At 72.0% G+C, this 18529-nt stretch carries 15 protein-coding genes and 1 pseudogene; 14 read left to right on the top strand and 2 right to left on the bottom strand.

Annotated elements, in window-relative coordinates:
* The first annotated feature begins 591 nt into the window (after positions 1-591).
* From ACRX5W_RS09205 to ACRX5W_RS09235, 7 genes are all read left to right on the top strand, one after another.
* Positions 592-3117 carry a sensor histidine kinase gene (locus tag ACRX5W_RS09205; RefSeq protein WP_436787463.1) on the top strand — a complete coding sequence of 842 codons (2526 nt, stop codon included), beginning with the start codon at positions 592-594 and terminating at the stop codon, positions 3115-3117.
* Positions 3114-3557: a roadblock/LC7 domain-containing protein gene (locus ACRX5W_RS09210; protein ID WP_436787464.1), complete on the top strand. Its 444-nt coding sequence runs from the start codon at positions 3114-3116 to the stop codon at positions 3555-3557. The genes ACRX5W_RS09205 and ACRX5W_RS09210 overlap by 4 nt, the downstream gene beginning before the upstream one ends.
* A gap of 145 nt (positions 3558-3702) precedes the next feature.
* Positions 3703-4896: an ABC transporter substrate-binding protein gene (locus ACRX5W_RS09215; RefSeq protein ID WP_436787465.1), complete on the top strand. Its 1194-nt coding sequence runs from the start codon at positions 3703-3705 to the stop codon at positions 4894-4896.
* 35 nt (positions 4897-4931) lie between these two features.
* A complete protein-coding gene (locus tag ACRX5W_RS09220) occupies positions 4932-5867 on the top strand; it encodes a branched-chain amino acid ABC transporter permease (RefSeq protein ID WP_436787466.1) in 936 nt (311 codons plus the stop codon).
* On the top strand, positions 5864-6907 hold the full coding sequence (locus ACRX5W_RS09225; RefSeq protein ID WP_436787467.1) for a branched-chain amino acid ABC transporter permease: 1044 nt from the start codon (positions 5864-5866) through the stop codon (positions 6905-6907). Before ACRX5W_RS09220 ends, ACRX5W_RS09225 begins: the two co-directional genes overlap by 4 nt.
* Entirely contained in the window at positions 6904-7662 is a 759-nt protein-coding gene (locus ACRX5W_RS09230; protein WP_436787468.1) for an ABC transporter ATP-binding protein, read from the top strand. Before ACRX5W_RS09225 ends, ACRX5W_RS09230 begins: the two co-directional genes overlap by 4 nt.
* Before the next feature lie 26 nt (positions 7663-7688).
* Positions 7689-8441, top strand: coding sequence for an ABC transporter ATP-binding protein (locus ACRX5W_RS09235; RefSeq protein WP_436787535.1), 753 nt, complete (start codon positions 7689-7691; stop codon positions 8439-8441).
* Positions 8442-8446: 5 nt separating this feature from the next.
* Here ACRX5W_RS09235 and ACRX5W_RS09240 read toward each other — a convergent pair whose 3' ends face one another.
* Positions 8447-9238, bottom strand: coding sequence for a hypothetical protein (locus ACRX5W_RS09240; RefSeq protein ID WP_436787469.1), 792 nt, complete (start codon positions 9236-9238; stop codon positions 8447-8449).
* A 92-nt stretch (positions 9239-9330) separates the two neighbouring features.
* Here ACRX5W_RS09240 and ACRX5W_RS09245 point away from each other — a divergent pair, with 92 nt between their 5' ends.
* The 6 genes and pseudogenes from ACRX5W_RS09245 to ACRX5W_RS09270 all read left to right on the top strand — a co-directional run bounded on the left by ACRX5W_RS09245 (position 9331) and on the right by ACRX5W_RS09270 (position 16412).
* Positions 9331-10125 (top strand): ABC transporter ATP-binding protein, encoded by a 795-nt coding sequence (locus tag ACRX5W_RS09245; RefSeq protein WP_436787470.1) that lies wholly within the window; start codon positions 9331-9333, stop codon positions 10123-10125.
* 213 nt (positions 10126-10338) lie between these two features.
* Positions 10339-10749, top strand: coding sequence for an NfeD family protein (locus ACRX5W_RS09250; RefSeq protein WP_436787536.1), 411 nt, complete (start codon positions 10339-10341; stop codon positions 10747-10749).
* Positions 10750-10929: 180 nt separating this feature from the next.
* Positions 10930-11847, top strand: a pseudogene (locus tag ACRX5W_RS09255) (SPFH domain-containing protein); the annotation flags it as partial.
* A gap of 635 nt (positions 11848-12482) precedes the next feature.
* On the top strand, positions 12483-13241 hold the full coding sequence (locus ACRX5W_RS09260) for a sulfite exporter TauE/SafE family protein (protein WP_436787471.1): 759 nt from the start codon (positions 12483-12485) through the stop codon (positions 13239-13241).
* Between the two features lie 271 nt (positions 13242-13512).
* Entirely contained in the window at positions 13513-14523 is a 1011-nt protein-coding gene (locus ACRX5W_RS09265) for a cobalamin biosynthesis protein (protein WP_436787472.1), read from the top strand.
* Positions 14524-14900: 377 nt separating this feature from the next.
* Positions 14901-16412 (top strand): cobyric acid synthase, encoded by a 1512-nt coding sequence (locus ACRX5W_RS09270; protein ID WP_436787473.1) that lies wholly within the window; start codon positions 14901-14903, stop codon positions 16410-16412.
* Positions 16413-16448: 36 nt separating this feature from the next.
* Here ACRX5W_RS09270 and ACRX5W_RS09275 read toward each other — a convergent pair whose 3' ends face one another.
* Positions 16449-17639, bottom strand: a complete 1191-nt coding sequence (locus tag ACRX5W_RS09275; RefSeq protein WP_436787474.1) for a DUF2330 domain-containing protein — start codon at positions 17637-17639, stop codon at positions 16449-16451.
* Between the two features lie 184 nt (positions 17640-17823).
* Between ACRX5W_RS09275 and ACRX5W_RS09280 the strand changes: the two genes are divergently transcribed.
* On the top strand, positions 17824-18529 hold a 706-nt coding region (locus ACRX5W_RS09280; protein WP_436787475.1), incomplete at its 3' end, for a metallophosphoesterase family protein.

The following is an 18529-nucleotide window of genomic DNA, read 5'->3' on the forward strand; positions in this document are numbered from 1 at the left end:
GGGAGGCCGCAAGGCACGCGCGCGGTAGGGGGGCGGCTCCGCGGCCGCACGGGAGCTCGGGCGGGGGCGCAAGTGGGTGCAAACCCGCTTGCGCCCCCGCCGTTTGTGTGAACAGGGGGTAAAAATGACACACCCCATTAGTCATTTGAGCACATTAGGGGAGACGCGCTAATCGCCAACTATTTAGTCTAGTCAATAGAATTCCGCAGGCTTATATTGCCCGGCTGTCCCGGAATCGCCCGATCCGCCGAGCGCTATCCGAGCTGCGAATTCACGGCGCGGTACGCGTCTCACCGTCATCCCTTCGGGTGAATCGTCAGGGCGGTGCCTGCTACGTTGGGCGCCGCGACGGTTCGCCACTGCGGTGGCGACGTCTCTTTGACGTACCGTCAGGCCCCGATTCGCGCGGATGCGGGCGAGTCCGCGGCCGAGAAAAAACGGATATCGGTCGACTACCTGCGTTCGATTTACGGGCGTTTCGGAATTGCCTGCCCCGGGAGTCAGGTTGCGGTTGAGTTTGCGGTCGAGTTTGCGGGTGAAGAACGGGGGTTCCCCGATGACGGCGAGCACGGGGCCCGAGAGGGGGCGCACGTGAAGCTCACCCGGAGACTCACGCTGCTGGTCAGCGTCCCGTTGATGGTGGCAGCCGGTTTCGCCGGCCTCGCCGTCGAGTCCTCGGTCAGCAAGGCGAGCGACGCCGACGACCTGCGGACCCTCGTCGTCGCGGCCGAGAGCGCGGGCGACCTCGCGTACGAACTCCAGGCCGAACGCTCGGCCGCCGCGCTCAGCATGCTGCCCAGCCCGGCGGCCGACGCCCTCGACATCTACCAGCGCCAGACCGCGCTGACCGACGCCGAGGCCGCGAAGTACCGCGAACACCGCGCCGACATCAGCTCGGCGCCCACCGAGATCCGCGAAGTCCTCGCCGAGGTCGACGCGGGGCTCGCCGGGCTCGCGGAGGTCCGGGAGGGCGTCCGAACCCGCAAGTCCGCACTGTCCGCGATGGGGTTCAACTACCGGATCCTCATCGCGAGTCTGCTCGAATACCGCGCGGGCGTCGGCCAATTCGGCCAGGCGCAGCCCAGCCAGGCGGAAGACCTGCGGGCTGTCGCGGACCTGTCCCGGGCCTCGGAGTCCGCAGGGCAGATGGAGGTCGCGGTGCTGCGCGCGCTCGGCCGGGGCGCCTACACCCCCGCCGCGCAGCAGGAGATCATCGAGGCCCGCGCGGCCTACAACGAAGCCCTGCGCTCGTTCGCCGTGTCTGCCCGGCCGGAATGGCAGGCACTCCTCGAACACGAGCTCGTCGGCGAGCAACTCGCCCGCGCACAAAGCCTTGAGGACCTGGTGGCGCGTACCGAGGCGGGGGAGGACCTGCGACTCGACAAGGGCCAGTGGGCCGAGGCGCTGTCGGCCCGGATCGCCCGGCTCCGGGCCGTCGAGGTGGAGATCGACCGGGAGATCGTGTCGGACGTCACCGACGTCCGCGACGCCCAGGTGCGGTGGACGATCGGCGAGATCATCGCGGTCGTGGTCGCCATCATCGTCGCCGCGTTGATCGTGATCCGCATGGGCCGCCGCCTGATCGCCCGGCTGCGGTCGCTGCAGGCGTCCGCCCACGAGGTCGCGTACGAGCGGCTGCCGGCGGCGGTGGCCGCGCTGCGTGACCCGGACGTGCTCGGCTCGCGTACCCCGGCCGAGTTCGCGGCCGACGCCGGGCGGGCGTTCAAGGTCGACGGCAAGGACGAGATCGCGGAAGTGGGCGAGTCGTTCCGCACGGTCTTCGAGGAGGCCGTGCGCCTCGCCGCCGACCTGTCCGGCGAACGTGCGGGCGTCAGCGCCATCCTGGTCAACCTGGCCCGCCGCGGCCAAGTCCAGACCAACGACCTCCTGCGCGTCCTCGACCGTGCCGAGGAACGCGAGGCCGACCCCGAGCGCCTCGAACGCCTGTACGCGATCGACCACCACGTCAACCTGATGCGCCGCACGCACGACAACCTGCTCGTGCTCGGCGGCGAGGGCTCGGCCCGGGTCCGCGACGACACGATGCTCGTCGACGTCGTACGCGTCGCCGCACAGCGCATCAAGCACTACACACGAGTGCATCTGCCCGGCGGCAACGTCGGCGTGACCGTCGCCGGCCGCGCCACCGACCCGCTCGCCCACCTGCTCGCCGAGCTCCTCGACAACGCCACGACGTTCTCGCCGCCCGGCACCCCGGTGACCGTCGAGGTCGGCGTGCAGGGCGAACAGGCGGTCGTGCACATCGCCGACCAGGGCTTCGGTCTCCAGCCCGACCGGCGCGCGCAGCTCAACGAGCGGCTGGCCGGCGGGTTGTCCGTCGACCTCGACGCGGTGCGTCTGATGGGCCTCACCGTGGTCAGCACCCTCGCCGAACGCCTCGGCGTCCGCGTGTTCCTGGAGAGCGGCCCCGACGGCGGAAGCGTCGCGGTCGTCGAACTGCCGCCGGCGATCCTGACCACCGTGCGCCGGGCCGGACGGCACCGCGCGAAGGTGCCCGAGGCGGCGATAGGGGGCGCGCCCAGCCGGACGGCCATCCCCGCCGGTGTCGGAACCGGCACGCGGGGGACGGCGCCCGCGCCGATGCCGGCGGTCGGCTCCACCGGGCCGATGCCCGCGGCCGTCGGCGGCCTGGGGCCCGCGGCACCCGGACCGGCGGCCGTGCCGCACACTCCGCGTACGTCACCCCTCGGACCTCCCCCGCCGGACCCGTCGCCCGCGCCTCCGCTGTTGCCCGGCCCGGCGATCGTCCGCAACGTGCACGCGGGCGCTCCCGACGCGGGCCCCCCCACACCGCCGCCTCCTGCCGAGGTCGGTCCCTCAGGTCTGCCCCGGCGCGTGCCCCGCGCGTCGCTGCACGAGGCACAGAACAGCCTCGACCAGCCTCCCGCCGCACCGCAGGCGCCGGAGCGGCCGCGCGACGCGGGTCGGGTCGCGGACGCCATGGCCGCCTTCGCTTCCGGCACCCGTGCCGGACGCCACCCCGGCGGCACCGGACGGTCCCGGTCCACCGCGGCTCCGGACGGTCCGCCGTCCGGGGAACACCGCGCGGTACTCCATCCCCACCGACCCGACCCCCGAGGCAGGGAGCAGAAGTGACGGCGATCAGCGAGAGCGAACTCAATTGGCTGTTGGTGGATTTCGCCGGACGGGTGCCCGAAATCGTGCACGCGCTCGCGGTGTCCGCCGACGGCATCACGGTTGCGCACACCGGCGGTGAGGCCCTGCCCCAGGCGCTCGCCGACCAGCTCGGTGCCGTGTCCTCCGGTCTGTCCGGTCTGCTGGCCGGAGCGGCGAAGGCCATGAACGTCGCGCCGGTGCGCAGCAACCTGACCGAGATGAACGGCGGCTTCCTCTTCTCGATGGCCTACACGGCCGAAGACCCGGCGTCCCTCATGGTGTTGGCCACCCACGACTGCGACGTGCGCCAGGTCTCGTACGAGATGGCCCAGCTCATCGACAAGGTCGGACCCGCGCTGACCGCCGTGGCGAGGGCGCGGTTCCGGCTCGCCGCGCAGCAGACGCCGCTCACAGGCTGACGCCGAGGCTCGGGAACGCCGACCTCCCGGTCCCTGACGGCGGTCCCGATTTCGAAGACCCCGTATTTCGTGTTCCGCACTCCCGTACGACCATCCACCGGACGGCGGCCGCCGCCCGGCCCGACCCTGGCCTGGAGTCACTCAAATGCGTTTGTTCCGGCGATCCCGCCGCCGCGCCGCCACCCAACTCCTGCTCGCCACCGCACTCGTCGCCACCACCGCGGCGTGCAGCAGCGACAGCGGCGGATCCGGCGACGGCACGATCAAGGTCGGCCTGCTCGTGCCGCTGTCCGGTCCGTACGAAGCGATCGGCAAGGACCTCCAGAAGGGCTTCGAGCTTTACGTCGCGACCCACGACAGCAAGTTCGGCGGGCGCAAGGTCGAGGTCGTCGTCGCCGACGAGGGCAACGGCGGCGGTACCGCACTGCCCGCCGCGACCAAGCTGGTCAAGCAGGACAAGGTCTCCGTCGTCGTCGGCGTCGCGAACGGCGGCAGTATGGCGGCGGTCGCGCCGATGCTCACCGAGGAACGCATACCCCTCGTCGGTGCCGGCGGTCGCCCCGCACTGGAGAACGTCGACCGCGTGTGGACGACCAGTTGGATCTCCGAGGAGACCGGCGCGGCGATCGCCCAATATGTCAAGGACAGCGTCAACGGCCCGGTGGCCGTGATCGGCCCGGACTACCAGGGCGGCTGGGACCAACTCAAGGGCTTCACCGACAAGTTCACCGCAGCCGGCGGCCAGATCGCCGGCAAGGACGGCAAGCCGTTCCTGACCCCGTGGCCGGGCGACAACAACTTCCTGCCGTACTTCTCGCAGATCGCCCAGAGCGGCGCCAAGGCCGTCTACTGCTTCTACGCGGCCGCGCAGGCCGTCGAGTTCGTCAAGCAGTACCGGCAGTCCGACGCGAAGGACCTGCCCCTGTACGCCGCGGGCTTCCTCACCGAAGGCGCCACCCTCACCGCCCAGGGCGACGCGGCCCGCGACATCTACTCGGTGCTGAACTACGCGCCCGGGCTGGACAACCCCGCGAACCGAAAGTTCGTCGCCGACTTCCAGGGCAAGCACAAGGCGGTCCCGAACCTGTACAACGTGACGGCCTACGACGCCGGTGCCGTGCTGGACCGCGCTGTCGCAGCGATCGGCGACGGCGAGGTCACCCCGGAGACCATCGCCAACGCGATCGGCGGCCTGGGCCAGATCGAAAGCCCGCGCGGTCCCTGGCAGTTCGGCGCCAACCACTCGCCGGTGCAGAAGTGGTACCTGCGCCAGGTGCGCCCGGACGGACCGGCGCTGTCCAACGTCGTCGTCCAGGAGCTGGGCACGCTCGGCGGCTGACCCGGCAGCGAAGCCCCGGAACGGAAGGGGAACCGGTGGACTGGCTGGATGCGCACTTCATCCCGGCTCTCGACGGTGTGGCGTACGGCATGCTGCTGTTCGTCGTCGCCGCCGGGCTCACCCTGGCGTTCGGTGCCGGCGGGGTGCTGAACATGGCGCACGGAACCGTCTTCGCGATGGGCACCTACATCGCCGCGGACATGGGTGACGGCAGTTGGGGCGCACTCGTGTTCGCCTTCGCCGTGGGCACGGCGGCCGGCGCGGCGGGCGGCGGCGTACTCGCCGTCGCCGTCGCGCCGATCGCCCGGCGCGGCCATCTCGACCAGGCGCTGCTGACCTTCGGCATCGCCCTGGTCGGCGGTGACCTCCTCACCGCGCACTTCGGCGCCGACCAGCGCCGCGTCGAGGTGCCCGGTGCGCTGGAGGAGCCGGTGTCCTTGTTCGGGCACACCTATCCGGCCTACCGGCTGGCGTTCATCGGCTTCGCCGCCCTGCTGGCCGCGCTCGGCTACTGGCTGCTGGTCCGCTCCACGGCGGGCTCGGCGGTTCGTGCGACGACGGACGACCCGGAGATGGTCGCCTGCCTGGGCGTCGATCCGCGCGGCGTCCGCGCCGCCGTCCTGGTCACCGGCGGAGCGCTGGCCGGCGGGGCCGGCGTACTCGGGGCGCCGATCATCGGCCCCGGGCCGACCACGGCCGACACCGTGATGCTGCTCTCGCTGATCATCGTGGTCGTCGGCCGCCTGGGCTCGGTGCCCGGCGCGCTGCTCGCCGCCATCGCGGTCGGCGAGGTCCAGACGCTGGGGGTCGTCCTCGCCCCGGACCTCGCGCCCTACCTGCTGTTCGGCGCGATGGGCGTGGCGCTGGTGGCCCGCACCGCGTCCGGGACGGCTCCGGCGCTGACCGGATGGATCCGGGCGCGGACATCGGACGGCACGCAGACCGCCGCGGCGAAGGGAGGGCGGGCGTGAAACGCGAGTCCGTCATATCCGGGACGACCGCGGAACGGCTGGCCGACCGCACGGGCAGGACGCTCCGCATCGGCGCGGCGGTGGTCGTCGCCGTCCTGTTGTGCGCGGTGCCGTCGCAGACGGACGTGTACACCACCTTCCTCGCCACACAAGCCCTCGTGTTCGGGTTGCTCGCGGTCGGCGTCGGCGTGCTCACAGGGCATGCCGGGCTGGCGACGATGGGGCAGGTCGCGCCGTACGCGGTCGGCGCGTACACGACCGCCTGGCTGACCCGCCAGGACATCACCAACGGCCTCGTGCACCTGGCCGTCGCGGCACTCGCGGCCGCGCTGTTCTCGGCGATCACCGGGCCGGTCGTCATCCGGGCGCGCGGTGTCGTGGTCATCATGCTCACACTCGCGGTCGGCGAACTGACCGCGACGGCCGCGAACCAGTGGAAGTCCTTCACCGGCGGAACCGACGGACTCGCCGGCATCCCGGCGACCCGCGTGCTGCCGGGCACCCCCGAACTCCTCAACGAGGACCAGGTGTACGTGTACGTCCTGGTCGTCACCGCCGTCGTCGCCGGGGTGACCGCGCTCGTGCTGCGCTCCCCCGCGGGCCTGCTGCTGGCCGGCTGCCGCGAAAACGAGGCACGGATGCGCGCCGCCGGCCACCCCGTCGACCGTTATCTGCTCATCGCCTACATCGGAGCGGGCGCGATCGGCGGCATCGGCGGTGCCCTCCTGATCACCTACCAGCGCTACGTGTCGCCCGAGGATGTGGGCTTCGACGTGTCCGCGCTCGCCCTGCTCGCCGTGGTCATCGGCGGCGTCCGCTCGATCACCGGCGCCCTGGCCGGCGCCGCGCTGATCGTGTTCACCCGGGACTGGCTCGGCGGCTGGTGGCCCGGACACGCACCGCTGTTTCTCGGACTGCTGTTCCTCGTCGCCGTCTACGTCCTGCCCGACGGCGCCGCCGGATTCGCGGGCCGCGCCCGGGCGTTCGGGCGGGGGATCCGCAGCCGCAACCCGGACGCCGCGAAGTCGGAGGCAGCATGAACGGATCGCTGGAAACCGTCGAACTCCGGCGCGCCTACGGCTCTTTCGTGGCCGTCGACGGCGTCGATCTGACGGTCGGCCCGGGCGCCCGGCGTGCGCTGATCGGCCCGAACGGCGCCGGCAAGACCACCCTGCTCAACCTGATCGCGGGCACCGACCGGCCCACCGGCGGACGCATCCTGTGGGAGGGCCGCGACGTGACCTGGCACTCGCAGCGCCGCAGATTCCGCGCCGGGATCGGACGGACCTTCCAGCATCCCTCGGTGGTGCCCGGCCGTACCGTGCTCGACAACGTCCTCCTCGGCGCGTGGCACCGGCCCGCGACGAGCCGCCTGCGGCTGCCCGGCCGGACGGTCCGCGAACTCACCGGCGAATGCCGCGACATCCTCGCCACCCTCGGCCTGGCCGACCTGGCCGACCGGCAGGCCGGCGACCTCTCGCACGGCCAGCGCCGGATGATCGACCTCGCGACCGCGCTGGCCGGGCGACCCCGTCTTCTTCTGCTCGACGAACCGGCCGCAGGTCTCACCGACGACGGGATCGCCGCGCTGCTGGACGCGCTCCGCGAGCTGCCCGAGACGGTCGCGGTCGTGCTCGTGGAACACAACCTCGACGTCGTGGCCGCGTTCGCTCATGAGGTCACCGTCCTGCACCACGGCCGGCCGCTCGCCACCGGAACCCCCGCCGAGGTCCAGGCCGACGAAGCCGTACGCGAGGCCTACCTGGGCCGCCGCAAGGTCACGGAGGCGGTATGACGACGACCGGACGAAACCCCGGCCCGTTGCTGGAGGTCCGCGGACTGACGGCGGGCTACGGGGGCGGCGCGGTCCTGCACGGCATCGACGCCACCGTGCGTCGCGGCGAGATCCACGCCGTCGTCGGGCCCAACGGCGCCGGCAAGACGACGTTCCTGCACGCGGTCGCCGGCCTGGTGACACCGTCCGGGGGGCAGGTGCGGGTGGCCGGGACCGACGTCACCGGGAAACCCGCACACACCGTCGCGCGCGCCGGAACCGGAATCGTGCCGCAAGGGCGCAGGGTGTTCGCGAGTCTGACGGTCGATCAGCACTTGCGGTTCGCCGAACGCGCGGGACGCCGCCGCGACGGGGGCAGGTTCCGCAGATCGGCCGCCCGCGACGACATCACCCCGGTCTGGACCCGCGACCGCGTCCTCGACCTGCTGCCGCGCCTGGGCGAGCGCCTCACCCACCACGGCGGCGAGCTCTCCGGCGGCGAACAGCAGATGCTCGCCGTCGCACGCGCACTGCTGGGACGTCCCGCACTGCTGCTGCTGGACGAACCCACCGAAGGCCTCGCACCGGCCATCGCGGACGAGATCCACGAGCTCATGCGTGAACTCGCCGCACAGGGACTGGGACTGCTGGTCGCCACGCCGCAGGCCGCGCTCGTCGACGGCATCGCCGACCACATGGTCCACCTCGCGTCCGGGCGCCTGGTGACCGACGACGGCGGCGGGCGCCTGACCGCACTGACCGGGGCAGGCCCGGTGCGCGACGCCCCTTCGGCTCGCTGAAGACCCTATTCGGCCGCCGACGGCTCCAGCGCGGCGCCGAAGGCCGCGACGAGTGCCCGGCGGCAAGCACGCTCCAGCGGCGCGAGCGTGCTCGCCCGCGCGTGCATCTCGTAGGCGTTGACGGCGGCGCCGTGGTCGTCGGCGGCGATCCTCAGGATCGCCGCCACGCGGCGGGCCTGCTCGACGACGCGGACCGCACGCGGGGGACAGCCGGGAGCGAGCGGCGACTCCGCCGCCGAGCCCGATTCCCGCTCCCGCAGCGCCGCGCGTACGGCGTGCGCGCGGGCACCGGTGCCGGCCACGTCCAGGCGCAGCAGCTCGGCGGTCGCGTCCTTGAGTGCCGCGGCGAGCTCGCGGTCGGCCTCGGCCAGGAACGGGCCCGAGACAGGCCGGTCGGCGACCTCGTATACCTGCCAGACCACGCGCACGGCCTGATCGCCCGCCGGGCCGTACACGACCGCCTCGGGCACCAGGCCGAGCTGGTGCCCCCGCAACCCGACGGTGACCGCCGCCTCGCCGGCCTCCAGCGCCGCGTCGTTGAACGCGGGCGGGCCCGGCAGCCCGAGCGGGTCGCCGGGCGCCGGGAGAGCGAGCCGCAGCCCGGTCACCCCGAGTGCCCGCAGCCGGCCCAGCGCGAGACTCAGGCCCACTTCGCCCGGCTCGCCCGGCAGGCCGGTGACGCGGTGCGGCTCGTCCCCCTCCGTGATCCGGGTCACGGTGTCGTCGGGCGCGGCACGGCCCGCGAGCAGCGCATTGGCCCAGGCGACGAGTACTCCGGAGCGGGGGACATCAAGCATGCGGTTGAGCCTAGACCGTCGTGGTGTCATAGGTTTCTCCACGACTGGGTGAGTCGACCGCGGGCTGCATCGCAAGGGGAGCTGGTACGCGCATGAGTGACGTTCTGGAGCTGGTGGACGTATCGGTGGTCCGCGGCGGTCATCACCTTGTGGAACAGATCACGTGGTCCGTCGCGGAGGGGGAGCGCTGGGTCGTCGTCGGCCCGAACGGCGCCGGGAAGACCACGCTGCTCCAGATCGCGGCGACCTACGTCTTCCCCACGTCCGGCAACGCCGCGGTGCTCGGTGAGAAGCTCGGCTCGGTCGACGTGTTCGAGCTGCGTCCCCGCGTGGGGATGGCGTCGGCGTCTCTCTCCGAGCGGCTCCCGCGCCGCGAGAAGGTGCTCGACATCGTGCTGACCGCGGCGTACGGCATGACGGCGACGTGGCGTGAGAGGTACGAGGAGAGCGACGAGGACCGCGCGCTTTTCCTGCTCGACCAGTTGGGGATGTCGCAGTTCGTCGAGCGCCGTTTCGGCACGCTGTCGGAGGGCGAGCGCAAGCGCGTGCAGATCGCGCGGGCGCTGATGACCGACCCCGAGTTGCTGCTGCTCGACGAGCCGGCGGCCGGGCTGGACCTCGGCGGTCGCGAGGACCTCGTACGCCGACTCGGACGCCTGGCGTCCGACCCGATCGCGCCCGCGATGATCATGGTGAGCCACCATGTCGAGGAGATCCCTGCGGGGTTCACCCACTTGCTGATGATCCGTCAGGGCAAGGTGCTCGCGGCCGGTCCGATCGAGGAGACCCTGACGTCGCGGAACCTGTCGCTGTGCTTCGGTCTGCCGCTCGTGGTGAAGCAGAAGGACGGGCGCTGGTCGGCGCAGGGACTGCCGCTCGGCTCGTGAACCGGGCGGGGCCGTACGGCAGTTCGTACGAGCCTCGCGTGTCTCGAAGGCCCGCGGGCTGTCGAATCTCCCCTGATGCGGACCAAGTTCCGCAAATCCCCTGATATCGCTTCCGAACCTGCCGAACAAACAGGCGAGTTCGGCTGATCTTCATCCATCGCGGCACTGCTGTCCGCGTACGTCCCGGCCTACCATGGCTGTGTGGACGCATGGATGTGGTGGCTCATTGCCCTGGGCGGGCTCGGCATCGCTGGTGTCGTGACGTCCGTCGTCGAGTTCGGGATGTTCGCCATCGGCGCGCTGGCCGCCGCGATCGCCGCGGGGCTGGGCCTCGGGCTGATCGGCCAGTGCGTCGTGTTCTCCGTTGTATCGGTCGCCCTGCTCATATTCGTACGGCCCATAGCCATACGGCAGTTGCAGGGAGGTGCGCGTACTCGCTCCGGCGTCGAGGCGCTCACCGGGAAGACGGCGCTGGTCCTTGAAAGGGTCGACGAGAACGGCGGCCGGATCAAGCTCGCCGGTGAAGTGTGGTCGGCCCGATCCCTCGACGCCACAAGGGTGTTCGAGCCGGGCGACAAAGTCGACGTCGCGGAGATCGACGGTGCGACCGCTGTTGTGATCTGACGATATGGCGACAGAGGCGACAGAGGCGACACAGGGGACGGGCGGCGACGGAAACCGACAGCCGCTGTCCCCGTGAGGGGTCACGAACTCCCTTGGCGGGCAAGCTTCGGACGTGTTGCGGCACCAACCGGCGGCGATACCCCGTATGGTCGTCTCAGTAAATCAACAAATCGGGGAGGGATCGTGGCCGTCGCCATCGTCGTCATCGTTCTCGTCCTGCTGGTGATCGTCGCCCTGGTCCGTACGGTCAAGGTCATCCCCCAGGCGAGCGCGGCGATCGTCGAGCGGTTCGGGCGGTACACGAGGACCCTGCACGCGGGGCTGAACATCCTGGTGCCGTTCATCGACCGCGTCCGGACGATGATCGATCTGCGCGAACAGGTCGTCCCGTTCCCGCCGCAGCCGGTGATCACCGAGGACAACCTGGTCGTCCAGATCGACACCGTCATCTACTTCCAGGTCACCGATCCACGCGCGGCGACGTACGAAATCGCCAACTACATCCAGGCGATCGAGCAACTCACCATCACCACGCTGCGCAACATCATCGGCGGCATGGACCTGGAACAGACGCTCACATCGCGCGAAGAGGTCAACGCCGGGCTGCGCGGCGTGCTCGACGAGGCGACCGGACGCTGGGGCATCCGCGTCAACCGCGTCGAGCTGAAGGCGATCGAACCGCCGCCCTCCATCCAGGAGTCGATGGAGAAGCAGATGCGCGCCGAGCGCGACCGCCGTGCGGCGATCCTGACGGCGGAGGGCACCCAGCGGTCGCAGGTGCTCATCGCCGAGGGTGAGAAGGAAGCCGCCGTGCTGCGGGCCGAAGGCGAGCGCACGGCCGCGGCACTGCGGGCCGAGGGTGAGGCCAAGGCCATCGAGACGGTCTTCCGGGCGATCCACGACGGCGACGCGGACCAGAAGCTCATCGCGTACCAGTACCTCCAGATGCTGCCGAAGCTCGCGCAGGGCGACGCGAACAAACTGTGGATCGTGCCCAGCGAGATCGGCCGTGCCTTGGAAGGGCTCGGCGGAGCGCTGGGCAACCTGGCCGGTGTGCCGCCGGTCGGCGGTGCGGCGCTGCCGCCGGGTCCGCCCCCGGGTCCGGCAACGGACGAGCCGGCGGCCTTCCCGCGCGGGCGCAAGGACCCGGCCGAGACACCGTCGGACATCTCGGGCACCGTGCAGGGCATCGTCGCCGCACCCGTCATCCCGCCGCAGTCGCCGCCGTCCGGTGCGGGGCGCGCCGAGCCCGAGCCCGGTGCGTCGAGCCTGCCGGGCCCCGACGTCGGCCGCCGCCGCCCGCAGAGCTCAGGGCCCCAGGTCGAACCGCCCCGCATCGAACGCCCTGCCTCCCCGGGCCGCAGGCAGCCTCGCGACAACGGCCCGCTGGGGTAGGCCCCGGCTTGATCTCTCCGGGCGGTCGCGGCCGTGGCACCGCTGCGGTGTCGGCGTCCGCCGCGGCGAGCGTACGTCTTCCCGAACGCCGAGGGTCGACCCGGAGAGATCCACCGGAGGTACCTGCCCGGAACGCGTCCGGCTTGCTCGGGTCCGACGTTCCCGCCTGGCCACCGGCACTGTGGGAGGGAAAGCGCCGTCGTGCGGCGCGTTCCCTCCCTACGACGTGCCCGGGCGCCGGGTGATCGCCGACGTCGCAGGAGCGACCGTTAGGGTTCCCCCACGGGGAACGCTTGTACGGATCTCGCGTCCGACGGGACGTCAAAGGAACGACGCACATGACCTGGCTTGAACAACTGGCCGTTTTCGGTGCGGGCGTCGCGGCCGGCGGGATCAACACGATCGTCGGTTCCGGCACGCTCATCACGTTCCCCGTGCTGCTGGGCTTCGGCTACTCGCCGGTGACCGCGAACGTGTCGAACACGATCGGCCTGGTGCCCGGTTCACTCAGTGGAGCGATCGGATACCGCCGCGAACTGGCCGGGCAACGCAGCCGCCTCATTCGCCTCGGCATCGCGTCGGTACTCGGCGGGATCACCGGGGCGATCCTGCTCCTCACCCTCCCCGAGAGCGCGTTCAAGGCCGTCGTGCCCGTGCTCATCATCGCGGCCCTGGTTCTCGTCGTCGTCCAGCCCCGGCTGGCCCGACGGCTCAAGGAACGCCAGGGCGAGGCGCCGCCCGCACACGGCGGGCCGATCCTGCTCGGCGCCGTCTATGCCACGGGCGTCTACGGCGGCTACTTCGGCGCCGCGCAAGGCGTCCTCCTGCTCGGCCTGATGGGCGTGTTCCTGCACGAGGACATGCAGCGGATCAACGGCGTCAAGAACGTCCTGGCGATGCTCGTGAACGGCGTCTCCGCGATCATCTTCATGGTCGTCGCAGACGTCGCGTGGCTTGTCGTGCTGCTCATTGCCGTCGGCTCGATCATCGGCGGCCAGATCGGTGCCAAGGTCGGACGCAAACTGCCGCCGAACGTTCTGCGCGGTGTCATCGTCGTGGTCGGAACGATCGCCGTCGTCCGGCTCCTGATGTCGTGACACGCGGCGCGCGGGGATGTGTCGTCCGAACCGTTCCGGGCGTGCGCCGGCGCCGACCGGATACCCCCAACGGCTCCCTGCCGCGCGACGTCCCGGCCGTCGGCGACCATGGCGGCCACCCGGCATCGGCGCCCACGCGGCGCGGCACCGCGACGTGTCGCCACCCCTACCGCGCTCCCGCCGAGACAAGGCCACACGAGCATCGCCCCACGCCCGGAAGGATCCCCAAGTGCGGATACACGCACGGACGTCAATACCGCCGTATGACCGCGTGCGTTCGACCGGCGCCGCCCCGACGCCCGCACGCCCGGACACATGGCCCCGGGCCGTCCCCGCCCTCGGCCTGCTCCTCGGTTTCGCCGCCGACGCCGTCATCGGCGATCCCCGTCGAGGACACCCCGTCGCGCTCTTCGGCAGCGCCGCCGCGTCGCTGGAACGCCGCATGTACGCCGACTCGCGGGCCCGAGGAGCCGCGTACACCGTGATCTGCGTGGCCGGTACCGCCGGAGTCGGCATTGCGGCCGACCACCTGACGCGCCGTCACCCCGTGGCCCGCACGCTCGTGACCGCAGCCGCGACGTGGGCGGTTCTCGGCGGGACGACCCTGCGCAAAGAGGCGCGCACGATCGTCGCGCCGCTGATCGCCGCGCCGGACGCCCCTGAAAGCCTGGCCGCCGCGCGTGAGCGACTGCCGCATCTGGTCGGCCGCGATCCCTCCGCCCTCGACGAGGCGGGGATCGCGCGGGCCGTCGTCGAGTCCGTCGCCGAGAACACCTCCGATGCCGTCGTCGGCCCGCTGTTCTGGGGCGCGGTCGCGGGACTGCCCGGCCTGCTCGCATACCGGGCCGTCAACACGTTGGATGCCATGGTCGGCCACAAGACGCCCCGGCACGTCAGCTTCGGCTGGGCCTCAGCGCGTCTGGACGACGCCGCCAACTGGGCCCCGGCGCGTCTGACGGGTCTGCTGACCGTCGCCGCCGCACCGCTGGTCGCAGGGTCGCCGCGCGAGACATGGCGGGTGCTGCGCCGTGACGGCGGCGCCCACCCGAGCCCCAACTCGGGCCGCTGCGAGGCGTCCGCGGCCGGTGCGATGGGTCTGCGCCTCGGCGGACGCAACGTCTACGCCGGGCGCACCGAGGACCGCCCTCAACTGGGCGACGGCCGGGCACCGCAGCCCGAGGACGTCACGAAGGCGAATCGCCTGTCCGCGGCCGTGGGCCTCGCGGCGGTGGGCCTCGCAGCCGCAGCGGTGCGGCTCGGCCGGAGGCGGGGGAGGCGGTAACCACAAGGTCTTCCGGCCCGGCGAGGGAGTGCGGCCGAATGGGAGCCCGCCGGCCTGACGGTGTCTGCCACGCGGCCGGCCCCGGTCGGCCTCCGAGCAGCACGCGGGCGACCGGAGGATATCCACCCCGACGAGCCCTGACGTGACACGACCGCCACAACCCGCAGCGCTCACGCCGCAACCCTCCGGGCGGAGGCAGCGCCCGGACCCCGTCCCAAGTCCAGCGCCCGTCGTCTTGTCCCCGTCGTCTGTCCCAACCTTCCTCGAAGGACTCCGCCCGTGCCGCCCAGTCGGCGGCGTCGCTCCGCTCCCTCGCAACTCCGAGCCCGTCGTCTTGTCCCCGTCGCCCCGTCCCAACTCCCCGAAGGACTCCGCCCATGAACGGCGCCCTCCTTGTCGCCGGAACCACGTCCGACGCCGGCAAAAGCGTTCTCGTTGCCGGACTGTGCCGACGGCTGGCCCGTGAAGGCGTCAAAGTCGCGCCGTTCAAGGCCCAGAACATGTCCCTCAATTCGATGGTCACCGCCGACGGCGCCGAGATCGGCCGGGCGCAGGCGATGCAGGCCGCCGCCGCCGGCATCGCGCCCGAGGCGGCGATGAATCCGGTGCTGCTCAAGCCCGGCGGGGCGATGAGCAGCCAGGTTGTCCTGCTCGGGCGGCCGGTCGCCGAGGTGTCCGCGCTCGACTACCGCGACCTCAAGCCGCGCCTGTTCGCGGCGGTGCTCGATTCGCTCGCCGACCTGCGGACGCGGTACGACGTCGTGGTGTGCGAGGGCGCCGGCAGCCCGACCGAGATCAACCTGCGCGACCGCGACATCACCAACATGGGCCTCGCCCGCGCCGCGAACCTGCCGGTGCTCGTGGTCGGCGACATCGACCGGGGCGGTGTTTTCGCCCATTTGTTCGGAACGGTGGCGCTGCTGTCCCCCGAGGACCAGGCGCTCGTGTGCGGATTCGTCGTCAACAAGTTCCGCGGCGACGCGAAACTGCTCGCGCCCGGTCTGGACCGGATCCACGCGTTGACCGGTCGGCCGGTGCTGGGGGTGCTGCCGTACCTGCACGGGCTGTGGCTCGACGTCGAGGACTCGCTCGCGCTGGACGCCGACCGAGGTGCGCCTGTGGCGCCGCTCGGCGAAGACATCCTGCGCGTCGCGGTCGTACGGCTGCCGCGCGTCAGCAACTTCACCGATATCGACGCGCTCTCGGTCGAGCCCGGCGTGGTCGTGCGTTTCGTCACCTCGCCCGCGGAGGTCGCGGACGCCGACCTCGTCGTCGTGCCGGGCACGCGTGCGACCGTCGAGGACCTGGCGTGGCTCCGCGAGGCGGGGCTCGACGCCGCGCTCGCCCGGAGGGTGGCCGCGGGCCGGCCGGTCCTCGGGATCTGCGGCGGCTACCAGATGCTCGGCCGGGCGATCGACGACACGGTGGAGTCCCGGCGCGGGACCGTTCCGGGACTCGGGCTGCTGCCCGTCCGGGTGCGCTTCGCAGCCGACAAGACGCTCGCTCGCCCGTCGGGGTTCGCCGACGGCGAGCCGGTGACGGCGTACGAGATCCACCACGGCATCGTCACCGTCGAAGGCGGCGAGCCGCTGTTCCGGGACGCCGACGGTACGCCGCTGGACGGCTGCCGCGACGGCGCGACCTGGGGCACGCTGTGGCACGGCGCGCTGGAGAACGACGGCTTCCGGCGCGCGTTCCTCGCCCGGGTGGCTCAGTGGACCGGGCGCCGCTTCACGGTGTCGCCCGACACGTCGTTCGAGGCGGCCAGGCAGGCGCGACTCGACGCGCTGGGTGACCTCGTCGCCGACCACCTCGACAACGCCGCGGTCGACAGGTTGATCGAGCACGGAGCACCGGACGGAATGCCGTTCGTGCCGCCGGGGCCGTGAACGCGGTGGCCCCCGGCGCCGGTGGCACTCACACCGTCACGACGCCGTCATGGGCGGCACGGCGGGGGGTGTCGTGGGCCGCGGCGGATACCAGGGCTGCCGTGGACGCCGACGCCGCTGCCACACCACGAGGACGACGCCCAGCACCAGGATCGGCCCGAACACCACGGACAGCCACACCGGAACACCGGCCACGGTCAGCAACTCGTCGGTGTAGTGGACGCGTTGGTAGCCCTTGTCGTCGGGTGCCGCGCGGAACTCGAAGTCGGCGGTGATGGTCGACGGATCCGGCAGCCGCCGGGTCATCGCGGTCAGATATACCGCCTGGCCCTGCACGCCTCCGGGCCAGAGCACATATTCGGGGTCCGGCCGTCCCGCGTACAGCAGTTCGGTCGTGCCGCCCCCGCCGATGTCCGCGACCGCCTCCACACGATGCGGGGCGAAGACGAACAGGTTCAGCCTCTGCGGGTTGGTCGCGCGTTGTGACAGCCGCATCGGGTAGACGAGGCGGTCGGAGTCGAACGTCAGGTGCAGTGGGTCGAGTTCGCCGCCGAGAGCCGCGGCCGGGCGGGAGCCGGCCGTCCCCCCGGATTGCGCCGAGGCCGCGGCGGGGGTCAGGCGTACCGCGACGTACTCCCAGTCCTGCTCGACGTACGGCCGCAGCGATTCGGCGAGACCGGCCGGCATCGTGAAGCCGTGGTCGCGCAACCACGTCTCCAGCGCCGACGGATCGGTCGCCGCCAACTGCGCGAACTCGAACGGGCCGAGCGTGCCGGAGGCCACGACGTTCACCGGCGGCGCCCCGCCGGGTGGGGCCCCGGCACCCGAAGACCTGTCGTCGCCGTCGCCGTCGCCGTCGAACGGCCAGTCGCCGTCACGCGGCCAGAAGTAGTGCCGAGTCTTCTCCACAGGTGCCGTCACGCGTTGCAGCCGGTCGAACAAATCGGCGTCCCCCAACGCGAGTTCGGCCCGTGTGGGCACCGGCATGATCCACGCGGCGTTCTGCGCGTCCCCCGACACGGTCAGCCGCATGACGATCTGCTCGCGCCGCCCGTCCCACAGCACCGCGGAAGTCTCCTCACCCACCCGCACGGTCGCCTGATCCGCGGGCACCATCGCCCCGCAGCCGCACGCGTACGCGGGCCGCACCACCCACGCGACCTGCACCAACACCACCGCCAGCGCCACCTGCAGCGCCCGCAGCCCCCACCGCCGCCTCGACGACATCCGCGCCTCCCCGCACTGTGCTCCACGCAAAGAACGCGGGTACGACGCAGCCACCCGCATCCGGGTTCCCGCCGTCGCCGCCGCCGGGAAATCGTTTCCCCGCCGCGAAGTGGCGTCGGATCATGGAGACTCCGGGACACGGGGGCGCCTTCCCGCCACCGCCGGACACGTCAGGGGGACGGCAATGCGGCTGCTGCTGGTGGGAGATACGCACGGCAACGCGGGCCACCTGCGCCGCGTGCTCGACGTCGCCGCCGCGGCCGGCATCGACCGGCTCTTCCAGTTGGGCGACTTCGGCTACTGGGAACACGAGCGCAGCGGCGTGCGCTTCCTCGACACGGTCCAGCGGTACGCCGACGAGCGCGGGGTCACCGTTTTCTTCCTGGACGGCAACCACGACAAATCCGGTCTGATCCACGAGCGTTACGGGGATCGCCCCGACGCCGAAGGCTTCCTCACCGTGCGCGGCCGCATCCGCTACGCTCCGCGCGGTCACGCGTGGCGGTGGGACGGGGTGCGGTTCCTGGCGTTCGGCGGTGCCGCTTCCGTCGACAAGGACCGGCGCCTGGCGGAGGAGGCCCGCCGCCGGCAGAAGGCGATGCGCAAGGAGGCCTACCGGCAGGCCGCCGGGCGGCCGTTCGCGAAGGTGCCGGACACCGCGGGGACGCTGTGGTTCCCGGAGGAGGAGCCGACCGACGCTGACGCGCGGGCGGTCATCGCCGAGGCGGGCGCGGTCGACGTCCTGCTCACCCACGACAAGCCGCGCGCGACGCGTCCCGGCACCGACCGCAAGGATCTGGCGGTCTGTCACCCGAATCAGGACCGCGTCCAGCGCATCATCGACGCGCTGGGCCCGCGGGGGGGGGGGGGGGGGGGGGGGGGGGGGGGGG

The organism is Yinghuangia sp. YIM S10712, from assembly GCF_051388935.1.
Taxonomy (GTDB): domain Bacteria; phylum Actinomycetota; class Actinomycetes; order Streptomycetales; family Streptomycetaceae; genus Yinghuangia.